The following is a 16419-nucleotide window of genomic DNA, read 5'->3' on the forward strand; positions in this document are numbered from 1 at the left end:
AGGTAGTGAAATGGCTGAGACATTCGTACGCGACGACATCAACAACTACGTCGCGAGAAACATCTTCGGGCGCTTTTCCAAGCGTTCAGCCATAGCCGCGCTCGGCGCCGTCGCTGTCGTGTCGGTCGGCATATACGGCGTCTACGCATGGGGCTGGAGCCTCGATATTGTCACCTACACGGTGATACCGATTTGCGTGGCAATCGGCGTCATTGGCCTCCATTCGCACCACGGCCTCAAGTCCGAGAAATGGCTTCCTCTTATGCTGAAGGACCGCGCCGAGCCCGATCAGCTCACGCTCGCAGTTCCGACTTTCGAGGTGGCTGTTCCGAAGAAGACGAAGGCCGAAGTGCGCGATCAGAAACGCCGCGATAAGGCAGCAAGGAAGGCGAGGAAGTTGGAACAGGAGGCCGTGCCGGCGGGAATCGCCCAGGCGATGGCTGAGGCCTCCGTGAGAAACGATGGGAGAAACCCTAGATGAGCAAACTGACTATTGACGATCTCGAACGAGAGATTGCCGAGGCCGAGCAGCGCCGCGCGAACGCTCTCGAGGCCGGTTGGCAGAAGGGCGTGCGTCAGATGGACAAACGCCTGAAAAAGCTGAAGAAGAAGCGTGACAAGTATGTCGCGAAATACGGTGCCGATGTGCCATCCATCCCCCTCGGATCCTCTTGGGCGACTGACGAGGAACAGATGGAGCTGGGCGTCAACACTGCGCTCTCGACCGATGTGAAGCTCGTCCAGCCTAAGTGGTCGACCACGAAACTCGTCCCCTACGAGTTGCTCACGGTTGACGGCGTCATGCGCATCGACAGCGAGACCTACTCCATCGCCCTTCGCGTCGATGACGTCAACTATCAGGGGGCGCGACCCGAGGACCAGTATCTCGTTCGCGAGGCGTGGGCGGGATACCTCGACTCGCTCGACCATACGGTTCGTCTCGGCATCTTCATCATGAACAAGCGTGTGAGCCCGGAGGAGTTCGCTTCTGACCTGCTGTTCCGCGAGGTTCCAGGTGACGAGCGCGGCAACGTCCTGCGCCGTGAGTACAACGCGTGGACCCGCTCCATGCTCGCCAAGTCATCCCGCTCGGTGCGCCGCGACCGCATCATCACGATTGCCGTTACCGCCGACACGCTGGAGCGTGCGGTGCCTCGGCTGTCCCAGGAGGCGGATTCCTTCCTGCGCTTCATGCGCGACCTCGGTTCCGACGCACACGTCCTCGACGGCCAGCAGCGCCTTGACATCATCCAGACCATGACGCGCCAGGATGACACTCCGGGCACGGCGAACTTCGAGCGCCTGTCCGGGACCGTCGGCCTGACGACTCGCGAGCTCGTGGCACCCTCCTCCGTCCTCACCGCAGACGGCTACCGTGGCGATCCCCGTATGATCGTCGGCCGTCGCTGGGTTAAGACCTACGACGTAACCCTCGACGGTTACGGTAAGACCATGAAGGACTCCTTTATCTCGGATCTGACGGGCCTGCCCTACGACCTCACCGTCGCATGGCATATCCGTCCCTGGGAGTTCTCCGCGGCAATTTCAGCCGCCGAGAACCATCTGCACGAGATTACCGAGGAGAACAACACCTATCAGTTCAATACGAGCCGTCCCGAGGTCGGCTACTTCGTCGACCAGAACAACATGCCGCCCGCGATGCGCGAGGCCCAGGAGGACGCCGAGGCGTTCCGAGACGACCTTGAGAGCGCGGAGATGCACGCCTTTGGCGTCACGACCGTCGTGACCGTCCAGGGGCGCACGGAGACTGAACTCGAGGAGGCCTGCCGCGAGGTGGAGAAGGTGTTCTCCACTCACAGGAAGCCCTATCCCGATTCATGGCGGGCCCTTCGCGAGGAGTCCTTCTCGACCGCCCTGCCGATCGGCGCCCCCTACATTCCGTATGAGCGAACGCTGACCACGGACCCCCTGTCACACATGCTGATGTTCGTTGCCGCCGAGATGAACGATCCGGGCGGTAACATCATGGGCCTCAACGCCGAGACCCGCTCGTTCATCGTCTACGACCCCGTGTCCCATGAGCACACGAACAGCTTCACGCTGGCACAGCCCCGATCCGGCAAGTCATTCAATTCGAAGATCACGCGCATTATCCCTGTGCACCTGAAGCATCCGGACGACGACGTGATCACGATTGACCCCGAGGGCGAGTACGTCACGCCCACCGAGTATCTGGGCGGCCAGGTCATCCGCATCGCCGAGAATTCCGGCGACTTCATCAACCCCCTCGACATCTCCCTTGCATACGGCTCGGACGATCCGGAGACGAAGTCCTCCCCCGTGCCCGCGAAGGTGTCCTTCATCCAGTCGCTCGTCCGCATGATGGCAAGCAGCGTCAACGATGCCCAGGCAAACGTCCTCGACGCCGCCGCCGCATACGCATACAACCGGTACTTGGACGACCCGAGACCCGAGAACCTTCCGACGCTCCAGGATATCTACGACTTCCTGATGTCCGAGCAGGGCTCTGACATGCGCGACGCCCGCGACTTGGCTAAGCTCATTCGCCGCTACGTCACGGGTACGCTGTCGCTGTTCAACCATCCGACGAACGTGAACCTCCAATCGAATCTCGTGTGTTTCGACCTGCACGAGCTGTCCAGCGAGCTCAAGCCGCTGGCACTGCTCATCATCCTCGACCACATCTGGGTTCGCGTCTCGGCGAACCGCCGTGCCGGCAGGCGAACCTGGCTCATCATCGACGAGTTCCAGCTCCTGCTCGACAGCCCCTACGCCCGCAGCCAGATCGACCGCTTCTTCACGCGCGGCGGTAAATGGGACTTCTACATCAATGCCATCACGCAGAACCTCTCGCGCGTCCTCAACAGTGAGGAGACGCGCTACATGTTCCAGAACAGTCCCTTCGTGACGATTCTGCAGCAGACAAGCGACCTCCTCCCCGACTTCCAGGAGCTGTTCAACCTCTCCGAGAGCCAAACGAAGGTCCTGGCAACCGCCCATCCCGGCGAGGGTCTCTATGTGTTCAAGAATCGCGTGGTGCATTTCGACTTCCAGATTGATTCGAAGATCTGCCCGACGCTCTACGACATCTGCACGACCCGTCCCGCCGATATCAAGCGCCGTGCAGTCAAGTCGACGGCGGCAAACCCAGACGTCGCCGCGCTCGACGAGCCTGAGGACGCCCCGTCTTCGACTCCGCGATCCACGCGTGAGGAGATCGGCCGTAACGTTCCGTCACCTGCGCACATGGCTCCCCCGTCGCGTCCACGACCCGGTACTCGGCCCGCGAGTGGCCAATTTGGTTTCAACGGCGGCGGCAACCGGAATGCGGTTACCGCCAATAAGGAAAGGATGGAAGAAATGGATATTCGTGACTTCCAGGAGGGCGCGGACTTCTCGCGCTTCAACACTCGCCGACTCCCGACCGAGGAGGAGCTGCGCGCACAGGCCGAATCTGAGCTCAAGGACCTCGTCCTGAACGCAATCGATCAGGTCTTCACCCGCGAGAGCGACACCCATTTTGACGACTTCGCGCTTGCGCTGTCCTCTGTCGGGGTCACGCTCGGAAGCGAGCCCTCCGGCGACATCGCCTTCTCGAACGGCACAGTGGCCCTCTCCGGCTCCGAGGTCGGCTACACGCTGCCGGCGCTCGTGGCAATGTCGGAGCGCGCTAACGGGCTCGAGGCCGAGGTGAAGCCTCAGCCCGCGCCCGCTCCCGAGCAAGCTCGACCTGCTGAAGACCTCAATGCGCAGCCGGGTTCCTGGTCAAACGGCACCCGTCAGCAGCAGATGGACTCGGCACCTCGTCCGCGCACCCAGACCCAGGCCCCTTCACAGCCGGCTCCTTCCTCACCTGCCCATCAGGACCCCGCGACGAGCTTCGCGCAGCCCAACGGCATGTATCCGAACCAGCGTGCAGCGCAGCGCCATCGTGCCCAGGTTGCTTCTCAGGTAGCTGCCGCTCCCCAGCCGCAGGCGGACCAGCAATTTGGTAGCGCATCGGTCGCAGGCGCTATGTCTACCCTGCTGAAATATCAGAATGACAGCGGTGAGGACGTCGGCGGCATGTTCGCCAGCCCCGACGAGATCAGCCCTGAGGGCCTCAACGAATATGCCGACGGCTCCGGTTTCGTAGGCTAGTAGATGAAACCGCGCTCGACGAGATATAGCTCAAACCTTGCCCATGCGGATTCCCGTACCGCCGCCAGCCGGCGTACGGGCACCGTGCCCGCCGTGCTCGAAGCCGAGTCGCGGCGCGCTTCCGCATGGGAAGGGTCCTCGCCGCGTCCGAACAGGCCGCGATCCGGCTCCTCGGACTTTTCCCGTCTCAGCGCCCAGAAATCGACGCGCTCGCGTGCGGCATCCGCCGCCGCGGGCGCCGCCTCTTACGGCGGCACCTTCGCGTCGGTCGCGAAATCATCCATAGCAGGGGCATCCGAAGCCGATGCGCCCGACACAGATACCTCGGAGGGATCGGGTTTCTCCCCCTCCGGCATGGCCTCGTCTTCCCGACGCGGGGCCGCTGTGTCGGGCGCAACGCCCTCGGCCCAGCTCCTGGCATCCTCATCGCTCGCGAAAAAGGTGGCTACGGTCCCCGTCGCCCCGATTGCCGGTAGCGCCTCCAAGACACTTAAGCGCGCCAATGCGGTCGAGCTCGACATCCTTATGAGGCGCAGTCCGGGTTCATTCAAGAAGGACCCGGCCGCCGTCAAAAAGCTCAAGGACCATCGCAAGATGGTTTTGCATAGGAAGAGGAAGGTCGCCCTCAAGCAGGCCTCCCTTAGCAAGAAGGCGGGGCGCGCCGCCGGCGGCAAGCTCTCCCGAAAGCTATTCAAGGGCCGTAAGGGAAGAAAGCAGCTTCTCTCCCTCAGGGAATGGAAGAACAGGATCGCCATATTCGCCTCGCTGCTCTCCCTCGGCGGCCTTCTGCTCATGGGGGCGATCCTCGCCTCGTCGCTCGGGCTCGTGCAGTTCGGCCAGCAGGCGGGAGGGGCGAGCAACGGCGGCAGCCTGGACGGCGACGAGCTCACCATCTACCTGTACCTCAAAGACCACGGTTGCGACGACATCCACGCCGCCGCCATCATGGGCAACTACTGTCATGAGTCCGCTGGATCCTCAAATCATAAGATATATCCGATGGCTGACCAGGCAATGGGTTCGCATGCCTATTGGCTGGACGGAAAGAACCCGAAAACAAACGACGAGATCGTTTCGAGAGGCTCTGTATATAACAAGGCGACCGGTATAGGTCAATGGGACGGAGGGCGCCGCCTTCGCCTGGCTCAATTCGCAAAGGAGAAAGGCAAGAACTGGTACGACCTCGATGTCCAGCTCGAGTTCTGGTCTGATCACGACGAATGGGGGTCGTTTTCCAGTGCCGACGGTAGCTACACCTATCAGACCTTCATGGATGCGACCGATCTCGAGGCCGCGACGAAGATCTACGCCATGGGCTGGGAGCGGTGCGCCATGGTGGGAGGCAAGCCTTCCGGTTGGGAATCGAGATACACCAACGCGCAGTACTTCTACAACGCCATCACGTCCGGCACCCTCGGCGGCCCAGGCCAGGGTCTGGCGGGCGCCACGGGAAGCCAGCTCGCCGTCGTCAACGCCTGTAAGTCAACGCCCTCACCCGGCCTGAACTGGTGTGCCGCGTGGGTGACAAACGTATTCAAGGCGGCTGGTGTCGGCTCCTTCGGTGGAAACGCCTGCGACATGGTCAAGGCATGGTGTCACAGCAACAACCCCGCCGACCTCAAAGTCGGCATGATCGTCGGCGACGCGAGCCACCCGGGCACCGGCACCCCAGGACTTCTCTATGGCCACGTCGGCATTTACATCGGTGACGGCAAGGTCATGAGCAACGAAGGTGCAATCACCACCAAGACGCTCGATGAGTTCATTGCCTTCTACGGTAAGGGCTCAGGAGTCTATTGGGGATGGATAGGTGGAGTCGAACTCAAATAGCCAACAAGGGAAAGGAACGTTCGCCATGTACAAAAAGGGAAAGAAGCTGGATTCGAAAGGGATTATCCTCGCTTGCGTAGGCATCATCATAGTCTGCATTGCAATCAACGTCGCGTTCGCACTCTTTCCGCCCACAGGCAGGACGGATGACAGCTCGGCGGTGGAATCCTCGGCTGCCTCCGACGGTGAAGTCGGTGCCGATGGCTACGGCACGGGTGATGAATCGGAAGGTGGCACCACGGATGACAAGGGTGAAACTACGCAGGTCGACCCCTCGATTGTTGCCGTCCCTGATAACCTGCCCGAGGAAATGACCCAGACGGGCTTCCAGGATGTGGTTGCAAGATATCTCACGTCCCTGACCCCCGAATACGGTATTCCCGAGAAGACGCTCATCGAGTCAAGCGATGTCAATCATGGAATGGGCCCCGAGGGCTCAGACATCCCCTACTGGGTCATCCGCGTCTACTTCCCCAATGAGACGGAGATCCCTGTGACCGTCGATTACACCAAGGGCGAGGGCTTTAACGTCGGGACGTACTGATCTAAATGAAGAACGCGCCCGGGCCGTACACAACAGAACCATCCCTGCTGCTCTTTCGCCGACGCCTGGCCGCCCTCATGAGGGTGACGGGAATCGGCCAGGATGAGCTTGCGGCAACGATCGGCCAATCGCCGCGCTCGATCGCCCTTTGGTTGACGGGTGTCAGGCTGCCTTCGGCAGTCTCACTCAAGGCCCTCTCGAGGACGTTCGGCGTACCTGCAGACTGGCTGTTGGGCACGGACGCGGTCGAGATAGCCTCGGGGCTCACGAGACTCGCGGAGATCGCCTCGGGGCCGAAGACCGCGGGCACGGACGCAGATAAGGCATCGGACTAAAGGCCCGGGCGGCCTTTCTATCGTTGGGCGCGAGGTCAACGAAAATACCGATTGAGAATGGACAGGACATGGCAAGACTACCGTTGCAGGGCTCAAAGATGAATAAGATTAAAATCGGTACGACCGTTGAGGTGACCACGCCGGATAGAATCAAGGAGCTACGCAGCAAGAACCCTGAATCAATCCGAAGTACTGGTGAGGCGATTGATTATCTGAGCGTTATGTTTACCGGTCTTACGCCTCGAGTTGCAGAGGCCATGGATAAAGCCTGCCAAAAAGAGCTTCAACTTACTGCGCAGGAAATGAGACACCTCTCATTTGATGGGTCAGAGGAACTGTCCGTAGCGGAACTTGAGCGTGACTATGATCAGCTCCTGCGCCTTCACGAACACTTTTCCCTTTACTACATGGACGTGGCAGAGAATAAGTCTCGCGACATGCGGCGGATTGATCTTGCCGACAATGATTTCGCTGTCGTCCCATCGTCTTGGATATTGCTTGGCGACGGCGAAAGCTCAGAATCTTTCAGCCAGGTTTCAGTTGTCGAAATCTGCGGAGGCGCAAAACAAGGTGCGCCTCACTTCTCCTTCCTTCATAACGGCGAGTATAACGAGGAGGATGTCCTCGACCTTGCTATTCAGAAATGGCCTCCCCTATTTGACCTCGCCCATGACCCATGTGTCGGAAGGTGGAATAGCAAATCAGCTAAATCATGTGTCTATAAGGGCGCACCTGTCATATGCTTCTACGAGCTTCAAGATGCGTCTTTCTATGAGGGACGGGGACTAGATGCCCCTTGCGGAGCATCGGTGCACCGTTGTCAGCAGTGATTGGGTGCACCTCAGCAGTCTCGTCATGATGAACACTTGTTCCCGCACCTGATGGCATGGGCGCACTCCCCCATCATCGATGGGTAGTTGACTGAGACGGGGAGGAATTAATGCAACAGAGCCACATTGAAGCGCCTGCCGAGATGCTCGCGACGGTTATGGGTCATCCGCACGGCTGGGACACGATTCTCGACGCCATGGCCGAGCACTCCGAACTGGGCCCGAGGGGAATTCTCGCTCTTGCGGCATTCAAGCTCGACCATCCCGAGGCCGATACATCGTCTGTCCTCAGCAGGCAGCGCGCCGATATGCTGGGCGGAAAGATCATGGAGCACCCGGCCGGATTCGAGATTCTCGTTCCCTTCGCCAGACGAGTGGACGATGAGCTGACTCTCGATTGCGAACTCGTTCCCGAGACGGTCTACCCTGCCTCCGCTTATTTAGGGCTCACCTCGTGCCCCGGCGCCGCACCAATCAGTGTTGTCGAGGGGGATGCGGTCGCGCTCGATGCGGTCTCGAAGGCCTCCGAAGACGTCGACCTTGAGGGCATGGATCCGATGGCTTCCCACGTGACGCTTCGCCGCTACGGGATCGATGACGGCCTGGAGGTTCGTGTCCCGATGGAGGATACCGAGCTGCTTCTCGCGCGTATCGAGCGCGTTTGTGCCCAGGTGAGAGGCGCCACGGGCAGAATCGACCGCGCCCTCAAGAAGGCGGGATTCGAGTGCAAACCGAGAACGCGGTCCTCGCAGGGTGACCGGGCCGAGCGCGGCCAGTCAGCAACCATGACGACCAAGCGATTAAAGAGCATGCTCGCCTCCTTCGATTCCGGTGCGCGCGGAACCTCCAATAACTCTCGAAAGGGGGCGTAGCGCCATGGCCAGGAGAGCGTCGAGGCGCTTTGTTGCGGCAGAGGGGCAAATCTCCCTTTTCGCGATGGATGATTCATCGATCTATGAGGCGCCCGCCGAAGAACAAATCGATAACGTAAAAGCGCAGCAAAGCCTGGCCCTTGACTTTGGGGCGCAAGAGGAATCTTATGTAAGCCAAGCGGGAGGCGACAAGTTCGCCCACAAGGATGATTTCGAGGAGGAAGCGCATGTCGGTGCTGAAAAACCCGTACAAGGGCGTGAGGGGTCTCCGGTATTCCTTCATGGAGCAGAACGCTCCGGAGGATCTGGCCAGGATGGAGGCGGCCGGCGAGACGGAGGAGTATCTCAAGGCGGTGGAGCACAACTACCTGACGAGACTCGCGGAGCTGCAGGACAGCTGCATGGAGAGCTGCGGGGCGTCACCGGAGTTCGCGCAGATCACGATGGCCGAGTGCCGGTACGACGACTACATCCGCAAGGCCAACAGCGCCCAGAAGATGGCCGAGGAGATCGCCCTCAACGAGACGGTGTTCACACTCTAGCCGCTCACCACAACACCGAATACCTGAACCCTGATATCCAGGCCGGCCATTCGCCACTGGAGCGCGCCAGGCTCAATGTCGCCGCGCTACGCGCCCTCAAGGCGATCATGGACGAGGGGCGAGACGCCACTCTCGAGGAGGCACATGCCATTTCGGCCTATTCCGGTTGGGGCGGTGCCGCGAACGCCTTTGCCGAAAACCCAACCGGTGGCTGGGCCGAGGTATCACGGGATCTGAAAGAGCTTTTGAGTGAAGATGAGTTCGCCGATCAGCGCGCGACGGTCCTCACCGCCTTCTACACCCCCCGCCCTGTCGTGGAACTTATCTGGGAGACGTTGAGGGATGCCGGTATCTGTGACGAGGGCACAGCCGAGATTCTGGAGCCGGGCTGCGGAACGGGCAACTTCATGCGCTGCGTCCCCGCGGGTATGGACGTCCATGTGACCGGCGTGGAAATCGACCCCGTGAGCGCGGGACTTGCACGCGTGCTTTGCCCCGACCATACGATCGTCGCCGCCGATATCGCCAAATGCGAGATCCCCGAGGGGTCGTTTGATGCCGCCATAGGTAACGTCCCCTACTCAGACGCGATAAAAATCGACGGAGTGCCGCTCCACGACTACATGATCAAGAGGGCCGTGGCCGCCGTGCGCCCCGGCGGTATCGTCGCTGTGCTGACGAGCCGCTATACCATGGACAAGGCCCGAGAGGCCACACGTGAAAGTCTTGCTCGCGAGTGCGATCTTGTCGGCATGGCACGGCTCCCCAAGGAGACTTTCGAGAGCCAGGCGGGAACGAGCGCGCTGTGCGACCTCGTTATCCTGAGGAAGCTCGCCGAGGCGCGAGAGATCACGCACGACAACGCGCCGGACTGGGTCCGCACGGAGACGAACGCGGACGGCTTCCGTGTGAACGCGCTGCTTGCCTCCAACCCGTCCATGGCCGTCGGCGAACAGTGCTCGGAGATGACCGCATACGGCCCCGGATATGCATTGATAAGTGGCCTGGACGCCACGGGAATCGCCGATAGCGCTAGGAAGTCCCTGGCAAATCAGGCCATCGGTGCGATTTCTCATACATTTGAGGGGATGCCCGACAGGTCTGCCGCGCCCGAGGTCGCGCAGGTTCCCACCGATCCGGCGCTCTATGAGTTCACGCTGGGCGACGGCGGGTCGATCTGGTACGGCAACGGCGACACGGTCGAGCGCTTCCGGCTCGCGGATCGCGAGGCAGAGAACCGAGCGCATGCAATGCTTGAGCTCAGGGATGCCGCTCGAGCGCTTGTCTCGCTCGAGCACGACCCCAAATCGACCGATGCCGCAATCGAATCTGGAATTAAGGCCCTCAGCGACCGCTACGACCGCTTCGCTGAGCGCTACGGTCGCCTGAATGATCCGAAGAACCGCAGAGTCCTCACAATGAAGGGCTATCACGACTGCTCGCTCGGCATCAACCTCTTCAGTCTCGAGGTGCTGGACACCAAGAAGAACTTCGTCCGCAAGGCCGACATCCTCTCAAAGCGCACGGTGCGCCCCCAGGCACCCCTCCCCGACCGTTCGGAGACCCCTGCCGATGCCCTGGCCGTCTCATATGACCGGACGGGCGGCGTCGATCTGGCGCTCATCGGGCGACTACTCGGCTGCGGTGTCGACGAGGCTGAGCAAAGGCTCGGCGACCTCATCGTCCGCGATCCGATCACGTCGAGGATCGAGAGCGCCGAGGCATATCTTTCCGGCGATATCGGCGAGAAGCTCGATGCGATCCATTCGATGCAAAAGAAGATAGAGAGCGATCGGGTCGACGCCGGGGAAAGCTCTTGGCTCGAGTCGGTATCGATTCCCCCTGTCCGTACTCCCGAGACGAGTGCGGAGGTGGCGAGAGCCGTTAACGTTCTCATGAAAAGCGGCCTGTGGGATACATGCGTCCATCCCTTGACGGCCGACCGTGCCGTTATTGCCTCGGCGCATGTCGGCAGCCTCCCCGACAGCTGGCGCGACAGGTCATTCAGTACGTGGACCGGAGAGGCGTTAATCGCCGCCCTGGGAGAGCTCGATGAGGGGGTTCGCATCTCCACCGAGCGCAGGAACGGCTATGCGGCCATAACGAACCCCCTCATTGCAACGCTTGTCGAGAGATCGCTCGGATATCTGGCAAGTAAACGAGATTTCGCGACCGATGGGATGAACACGGAGGAGGTTCTCTGGCGATTGTCCACCGATCCCCGCGTGGGGCCCGATGTCCTTGCCGTCGCGCTTGGGCGTGCCGATGCTGACAACACATATCAGACCCCCGAACCGATCAAAAACCTGGCGCGCGCGTATGGGATCCCTGTTGCTCGGAAGTCGGAGCAGGAGCCCCTATCGAGTGTTTTGGCGGCTGCGATGAAGGCAGACACCGTGCCGGCCGAATTCCTTATCTCGCTCGGCTATCGCCAGGCTGGTGAGAAGGCCGTGATGAGGACTACCCATGTTGACTGGATGGGCGACGTCGAACAGCCCATTCCCCACGAGGAGCTCGTCAACTCAGATGACCTTGCCGAGTACAGGGCTAGACGCGAGAGACATATGGCAGCCTTCGGCCTAACCGAGTCGGATGTCGAGAGGCTCGCCGCGCTGCGCACCTGCGAAGAGAAACTGAAAGCCGTGCTTCCACGCGAACTGGGTCCCGGAGAGATCGCGGCGACCCTGGGTTCTCCCTGGATTCCCCCCTCCTTCGTCATGAGCTTCATCGAGGAGGAGCTCGAGTTAACTGATGGCGAGATGACTGCGGCAAAGCAGAGGAAATTTGAGGTTGCCCATGAGCCCCGTACCGGAAAATGGCGCCTGACGGGAAACGCGACCGAGCTTTCGCTTGAGGTGCTGACCAGATACGGGATCAGCAGCTATTCGCCGCTCAAGGTCATCTCGGCCGTCCTCAACGGCAGCGAGACGAAGCTGAACAAGACCGACCTGTCCACGGGCAAGAAGATTCCCGACCCCCAGGGGACTAAGGCCGCATGGGACAGGAGGCGCTTGATTTCGTCGGCTTTCGAGAAATGGGTGTGGGCAGACCCGGATCGGGCAGATGTGCTGTGCAAAATCTACAACGATAGGTACAACCGATTGGCGCCCAGGACGTATGACGGCTCATACCTCACTTTTCCCGGTATGAATCCCGACGTGGAGATGAGGCCGCATCAGCGTGCCGCCGTCGCGCGAGCTGGGCAGGCAGATGAGGGCACGCTTGTGGCACATGTCGTCGGCGCCGGAAAAACCTATACGGGTATCGCCATGTGCATGGAGGCCAGGCGTCTCGGTCGGGCCAACAAGCCGCTTGTCGTCGTGCCGAAGCACCTAACCGAACAGTGGGCATCGGATTTTGCCTACCTCTATCCAGGGTCGAGGGTGCTCTATATGGGTAAATCTGAGTCGGATTCCGCGGATGCGGCGAGGGAGTTCTTCGGCCGCGCGGCAAACGGTGACTGGGACGCCGTGATCGTATCGGGTTCGCGCTTCGATATGCTCGACCTTTCGCAGGAGCGAAAGGAGGTCTATCTCAAACGCCGGAGGATGGAATTCCTGCGGGCCAAAGAAGATGCGCAAGAAAACGGTGGAACCTTCTCGGTTAAAAAGCTCGAGGAAGAAGTCAAGAAAATCAATGAGAAGCTCTCGAAGCTCCATTCTTCTCCGAAGACCGAAGGGCTTTCGTTCGAGGAGATCGGCTTCGACTATCTGTTTGTGGACGAGGCGCACAACTATAAGAATCTCCCTACGTATGGCCTCGCTATTGCGGGAATGACTTCCTCGAAGTCCAACCGCAGCGAGAGCCTGCTTGAAAAGTGCACCTACCTTCGTGAGATCGGCCATGGACGCAACATCGTGTTCGCCACGGGCACGCCTGTCACCAATACGATGGGCGAGCTGTACAACATGCAGCGCTATCTCGCCCCCGAGCTCCTCGAGAGGCAGGGCCTGTCATCGTTCCCGTCCTGGGCGTTCACGTTCGGCACGATAGAGGACTCGATGGAGATCAAGCCTGAGGGCAACGGCTTCCAGCTGAAACAGCGCTTCACGAAGTTCCATAACCTCCCCGAGCTCATGAGCGCCTACCGGACCTTTACGGACATCGTCACGCAGGAGACCGTGAACCTCAAGGTCCCCGATTGCGAGGAGATCCATATCACCGTGCCCGCCACGCCTGAGCAGCTCGAGGAAGTCAAAAAGCTCGGAATCCGCGGCGAACGCGTCCGTGCCGGAAATGCAGAGGGCAACGATAACCTGCTTGCGATCACGGGCGACGGCATGAAGGTCGCGCTCGACCCGAAACTGATGCACCCCGAGTTTGAGCCGATGGAGGGCGGCAAATGTGAGGTATGCGCACGCGAGGTATTTAAAATCTGGGAGGAGACGGCCGACATGCGCGGCGCGCAGCTCGTCTTTTGCGACCGTTCGACCCCGGCCTCGGGAAAATGGAATATCCAAGACGATATGAGGAGACGCCTCATCGAGGCGGGAATCCCCTCAGAGCAGGTTGCTTGCGTCAGCGATGCCGGCAACGATCCGGAGAAGAAGGAAACACTCTTCGAGAAGGTTCGTTCGGGCGAGGTGCGCGTCCTCATGGGTTCGACTGAGAAGCTGGGCACGGGCACAAACGTCCAGACGAGACTCGCGGCCATCCATAACCTTGATTGCCCATGGAGGCCTTCCGATTTCGAGCAGCGCCTTGGTCGAATCAGGCGCCAGGGAAACCTTTTCGAGAGCGTCAGGGACTTCAAGTACGTCGCCCAGGGAACGTTCGACTCCTTCCTCTACTCCACCGTCGAGCACAAACAGCGCTTCATCGGTCAGGTCTTCTCGAATAAGCCTTCTGTGCGCAGCATGGATGACATCGATGAGACGAGAATCTCCTACTCAGACCTTGCCGCCGTGGCGTCGGGTAACCCCGATATCAAGAGGATCCAGGAGCTGAGAAGCGAGATTATGGCACAGTCCATGCTCAAGCAGTCTCATGACGAGATGGTGGCAAACATGCGCCACCAGATCGAATCTCGTTATGAGCCTTCAGCCGCTTGCAACCGCCGGCGATTCGAGTTGCTCGAACGTGACCACGATGTCCTCGAGCGCGCGAACAGGCAAAGGGAGCTCGACAAGGGCGCAGATATCGTAAGGGTCTCGGTCGGAGGCGTGTCGGCGCTAGATCGAGCTGGCGCAATCGGCATGATTCAAGCGGCCGCCGGAGATTGTCCCATCGGCCCCGTCAGGGCAATCGGAGAGTTTCGCGGTCTTGAGATTGTCGTGAAGAAGGAGCAGACGCTGCTCGAGCGAGACGGCACCTTCCGTTACGACCCTTTCATCGGCCTTAGGGTCAAGGGTGCGGCCGACGCGCACTGGTCGAATCATATGCTGCCGTCGGCCACTTCCGGTTCACATACGGTGCTGCAGCAGATGGACGGCATTATCGAGAAAGAGGCGGGCGGTCTAGACCAGGCAAGGGCCCTTATGGAGCGCTCCGACAAGCAGCTTGAGGATGCCAGGAGAATCGTTGTCGAGCCCTGGGACGGTGAGGAGAATCTCGATAAGCTGCAGGGCGAGCTTGCCGAGCTGGAGCAGAAGGAGCTTGAAAAAGGCCATCACGAGTCAGGCGTAGATGGTGACCAGGACGAGGACGGCCCTGCCATTGCGGAGTCTCCCGTCAGTGTTGGGGGACACGATGGGGGCGCACATCCCCACACGAGCGGTCATGGATTTTAAACGACAGTCACAGTCGGCCTCCAAAGGCGCTAGCCGTTTGGATGCTATGGAGCCCATTGAGGTTGAATGAGAACGGAGACGGGATGAACGTAGGGAAAAGTCTCGCCGAATCGATTGAGGGGCCACGACGGCCTACTATCGAGATGGCGGTGGCACCGAGACCGGGATTGCGGCTGACGAAAGGCTGGTCGAGGCGCTCAAACAGGCCTATATCGCCGCCTATGCCAGAAATGACGGCGGATCCCTGGATAACGTGAAAAATGAGCTCGCGGAGTTCGGTGGAAGGGAGCCGACGACCAATGAGATCTGCGAGGCCGCCATCGCGCTCGCAGGCAAGCAAGCGAAGCAGGATGCCGGGGTCATCTCCCGTATGTTTAAGCTACAGGCCGCATCGCTAGCGGAAGAGTATGCGCCTGCGCTTGTCAGGGCCTTCGATGCGGAACGCGCTCAGAAGACCGCCCGCGGCATCGAGCTAGACGAAAACGCTGCGGTCAAGCGAATGAATATTAGGAGGAGCTGATATGTACCTTGTGGATGACAGCGGGAAACCTTACGTCGCCTTATTTAGCGTGCAGTACACGCCCCGGTACAGCGACTATCCAAGGAGGCCCCATGACGTCTGTTTCAAACTCACTAGGGACCCGAAAGGCCGCGACGGCGTTTTCGTTCAGCCCTTCTCATATGGCGGCATCTCTCCCGTGGCCCATGTCTCGCATGAGGTAGAGGCCTCGCTTGCGCTCGGATGGCCGGAGCTTACGTCCAACGGGTATACCGTCGAATTTACCGGCAGTTACGATGAGGCCAAGGGAATCGGGAGTTACAGTGCCGGGCACGAAAAGCTGATGGAGCTCCCGATTCTAATGGGCATTCTCGAACTGGAGGGGCTGGTCGAAAACGCCGAGCGCGACTCGCTTTACGGCGCCCTCGTGATCGATGGGAAAACTAACGAGATCAAGGTCGAGGTTCCCGAGGATGTCGATATCGAGTTCAGGTATTGGCTCAGGAACAACGGGGCGCACCCCGTCTCATCCAAGGAGATGCCGACGGTTCCCATTGACCGCGATCCGAACCGAATCTCCAAGGAGGTCGAGGCGATCATCTCGGAAAAGACCCCGGAACGCTTCATGAGATCGATGCTCGACTCGAAGATCCTGCGTGACGCGGCTTCGCCGGCAGATGTCGCGGCACTGAGATCGGGACTCGATGGCCTTTTGGTCCATGGCACCGCCGGCACGAAAAGCCTTACGAAATCCCTCGAGATGAGAGAGCGTTCGACGCGGCATTAAACTGGTCGCCAGTTGAAGAGCCCCTGTTCTGACCAGGGGCTTTTCGCTATTCATCAGTTCGTTAAATCATGTAGTCGGATATTACATAGTTACGTTATTGCGCAATTTCGTTATCACGTAGTCACGTTATGCCGTAGTTACGTTATCGGGAAGTTACGTTGTCGCGTAGCAATCTCATTAAGTAATTGCGCTATTGAGAGGCTACGTTAATCAGGCGGCTCGGCTGTTTCTATGGATTGATATGTCACCAGCTGGCACCAGATGATCCTGCGCGAGAGCGTCTGCTGAGGGATTCTAATCTCATGACAGCCCCTGGAAGAAAGGCAACA

At 60.0% G+C, this 16419-nt stretch carries 10 protein-coding genes; all 10 read left to right on the forward strand.

The window, feature by feature from the left end; all coding sequences use genetic code 11:
- Positions 1-10 precede the first annotated feature (10 nt).
- Positions 11-481: a PrgI family protein gene (locus AAAX32_RS08695; RefSeq protein ID WP_349100558.1), complete on the forward strand. Its 471-nt coding sequence runs from the start codon at positions 11-13 to the stop codon at positions 479-481.
- On the forward strand, positions 478-4122 hold the full coding sequence (locus AAAX32_RS08700) for a VirB4-like conjugal transfer ATPase, CD1110 family (protein WP_349100559.1): 3645 nt from the start codon (positions 478-480) through the stop codon (positions 4120-4122). Before AAAX32_RS08695 ends, AAAX32_RS08700 begins: the two co-directional genes overlap by 4 nt.
- 384 nt (positions 4123-4506) lie before the next feature.
- Positions 4507-5952: a phage tail tip lysozyme gene (locus AAAX32_RS08705; protein ID WP_349100560.1), complete on the forward strand. Its 1446-nt coding sequence runs from the start codon at positions 4507-4509 to the stop codon at positions 5950-5952.
- 25 nt (positions 5953-5977) lie between these two features.
- Entirely contained in the window at positions 5978-6496 is a 519-nt protein-coding gene (locus AAAX32_RS08710) for a hypothetical protein (protein WP_349100561.1), read from the forward strand.
- A 433-nt stretch (positions 6497-6929) separates the two neighbouring features.
- On the forward strand, positions 6930-7661 hold the full coding sequence (locus AAAX32_RS08715) for a hypothetical protein (protein WP_349100562.1): 732 nt from the start codon (positions 6930-6932) through the stop codon (positions 7659-7661).
- A gap of 110 nt (positions 7662-7771) precedes the next feature.
- Complete coding sequence (locus AAAX32_RS08720) at positions 7772-8533, forward strand: hypothetical protein (protein WP_349100563.1); 762 nt, start codon at positions 7772-7774, stop codon at positions 8531-8533.
- A 227-nt stretch (positions 8534-8760) separates the two neighbouring features.
- Positions 8761-9075, forward strand: coding sequence for a hypothetical protein (locus AAAX32_RS08725; protein ID WP_349100564.1), 315 nt, complete (start codon positions 8761-8763; stop codon positions 9073-9075).
- Between the two features lie 107 nt (positions 9076-9182).
- The gene (locus AAAX32_RS08730) at positions 9183-14804 is read left to right on the forward strand and encodes a DEAD/DEAH box helicase family protein (RefSeq protein WP_349100565.1); all 5622 of its coding nucleotides are present in this window, start codon (positions 9183-9185) and stop codon (positions 14802-14804) included.
- A gap of 253 nt (positions 14805-15057) precedes the next feature.
- Positions 15058-15324, forward strand: coding sequence for a hypothetical protein (locus AAAX32_RS08735; RefSeq protein WP_349100566.1), 267 nt, complete (start codon positions 15058-15060; stop codon positions 15322-15324).
- A 1-nt stretch (position 15325) separates the two neighbouring features.
- Positions 15326-16090 carry a hypothetical protein gene (locus AAAX32_RS08740; RefSeq protein ID WP_349100567.1) on the forward strand — a complete coding sequence of 255 codons (765 nt, stop codon included), beginning with the start codon at positions 15326-15328 and terminating at the stop codon, positions 16088-16090.
- The last annotated feature ends 329 nt before the right edge of the window (positions 16091-16419 follow it).

The organism is Collinsella sp. CLA-ER-H3 (assembly GCF_040092425.1).
Lineage (GTDB): Bacteria > Actinomycetota > Coriobacteriia > Coriobacteriales > Coriobacteriaceae > Collinsella.

Coding starts and splice junctions, on each gene's coding strand:
- AAAX32_RS08695 (WP_349100558.1), top strand. CDS start 11: ATGGCTGAGACATTCGTACGCGACGACATCAACAACTACGTCGCGAGA.
- AAAX32_RS08700 (WP_349100559.1), top strand. CDS start 478: ATGAGCAAACTGACTATTGACGATCTCGAACGAGAGATTGCCGAGGCC.
- AAAX32_RS08710 (WP_349100561.1), top strand. CDS start 5,978: ATGTACAAAAAGGGAAAGAAGCTGGATTCGAAAGGGATTATCCTCGCT.
- AAAX32_RS08715 (WP_349100562.1), top strand. CDS start 6,930: ATGAATAAGATTAAAATCGGTACGACCGTTGAGGTGACCACGCCGGAT.
- AAAX32_RS08720 (WP_349100563.1), top strand. CDS start 7,772: ATGCAACAGAGCCACATTGAAGCGCCTGCCGAGATGCTCGCGACGGTT.
- AAAX32_RS08725 (WP_349100564.1), top strand. CDS start 8,761: ATGTCGGTGCTGAAAAACCCGTACAAGGGCGTGAGGGGTCTCCGGTAT.
- AAAX32_RS08730 (WP_349100565.1), top strand. CDS start 9,183: ATGGACGAGGGGCGAGACGCCACTCTCGAGGAGGCACATGCCATTTCG.
- AAAX32_RS08740 (WP_349100567.1), top strand. CDS start 15,326: ATGTACCTTGTGGATGACAGCGGGAAACCTTACGTCGCCTTATTTAGC.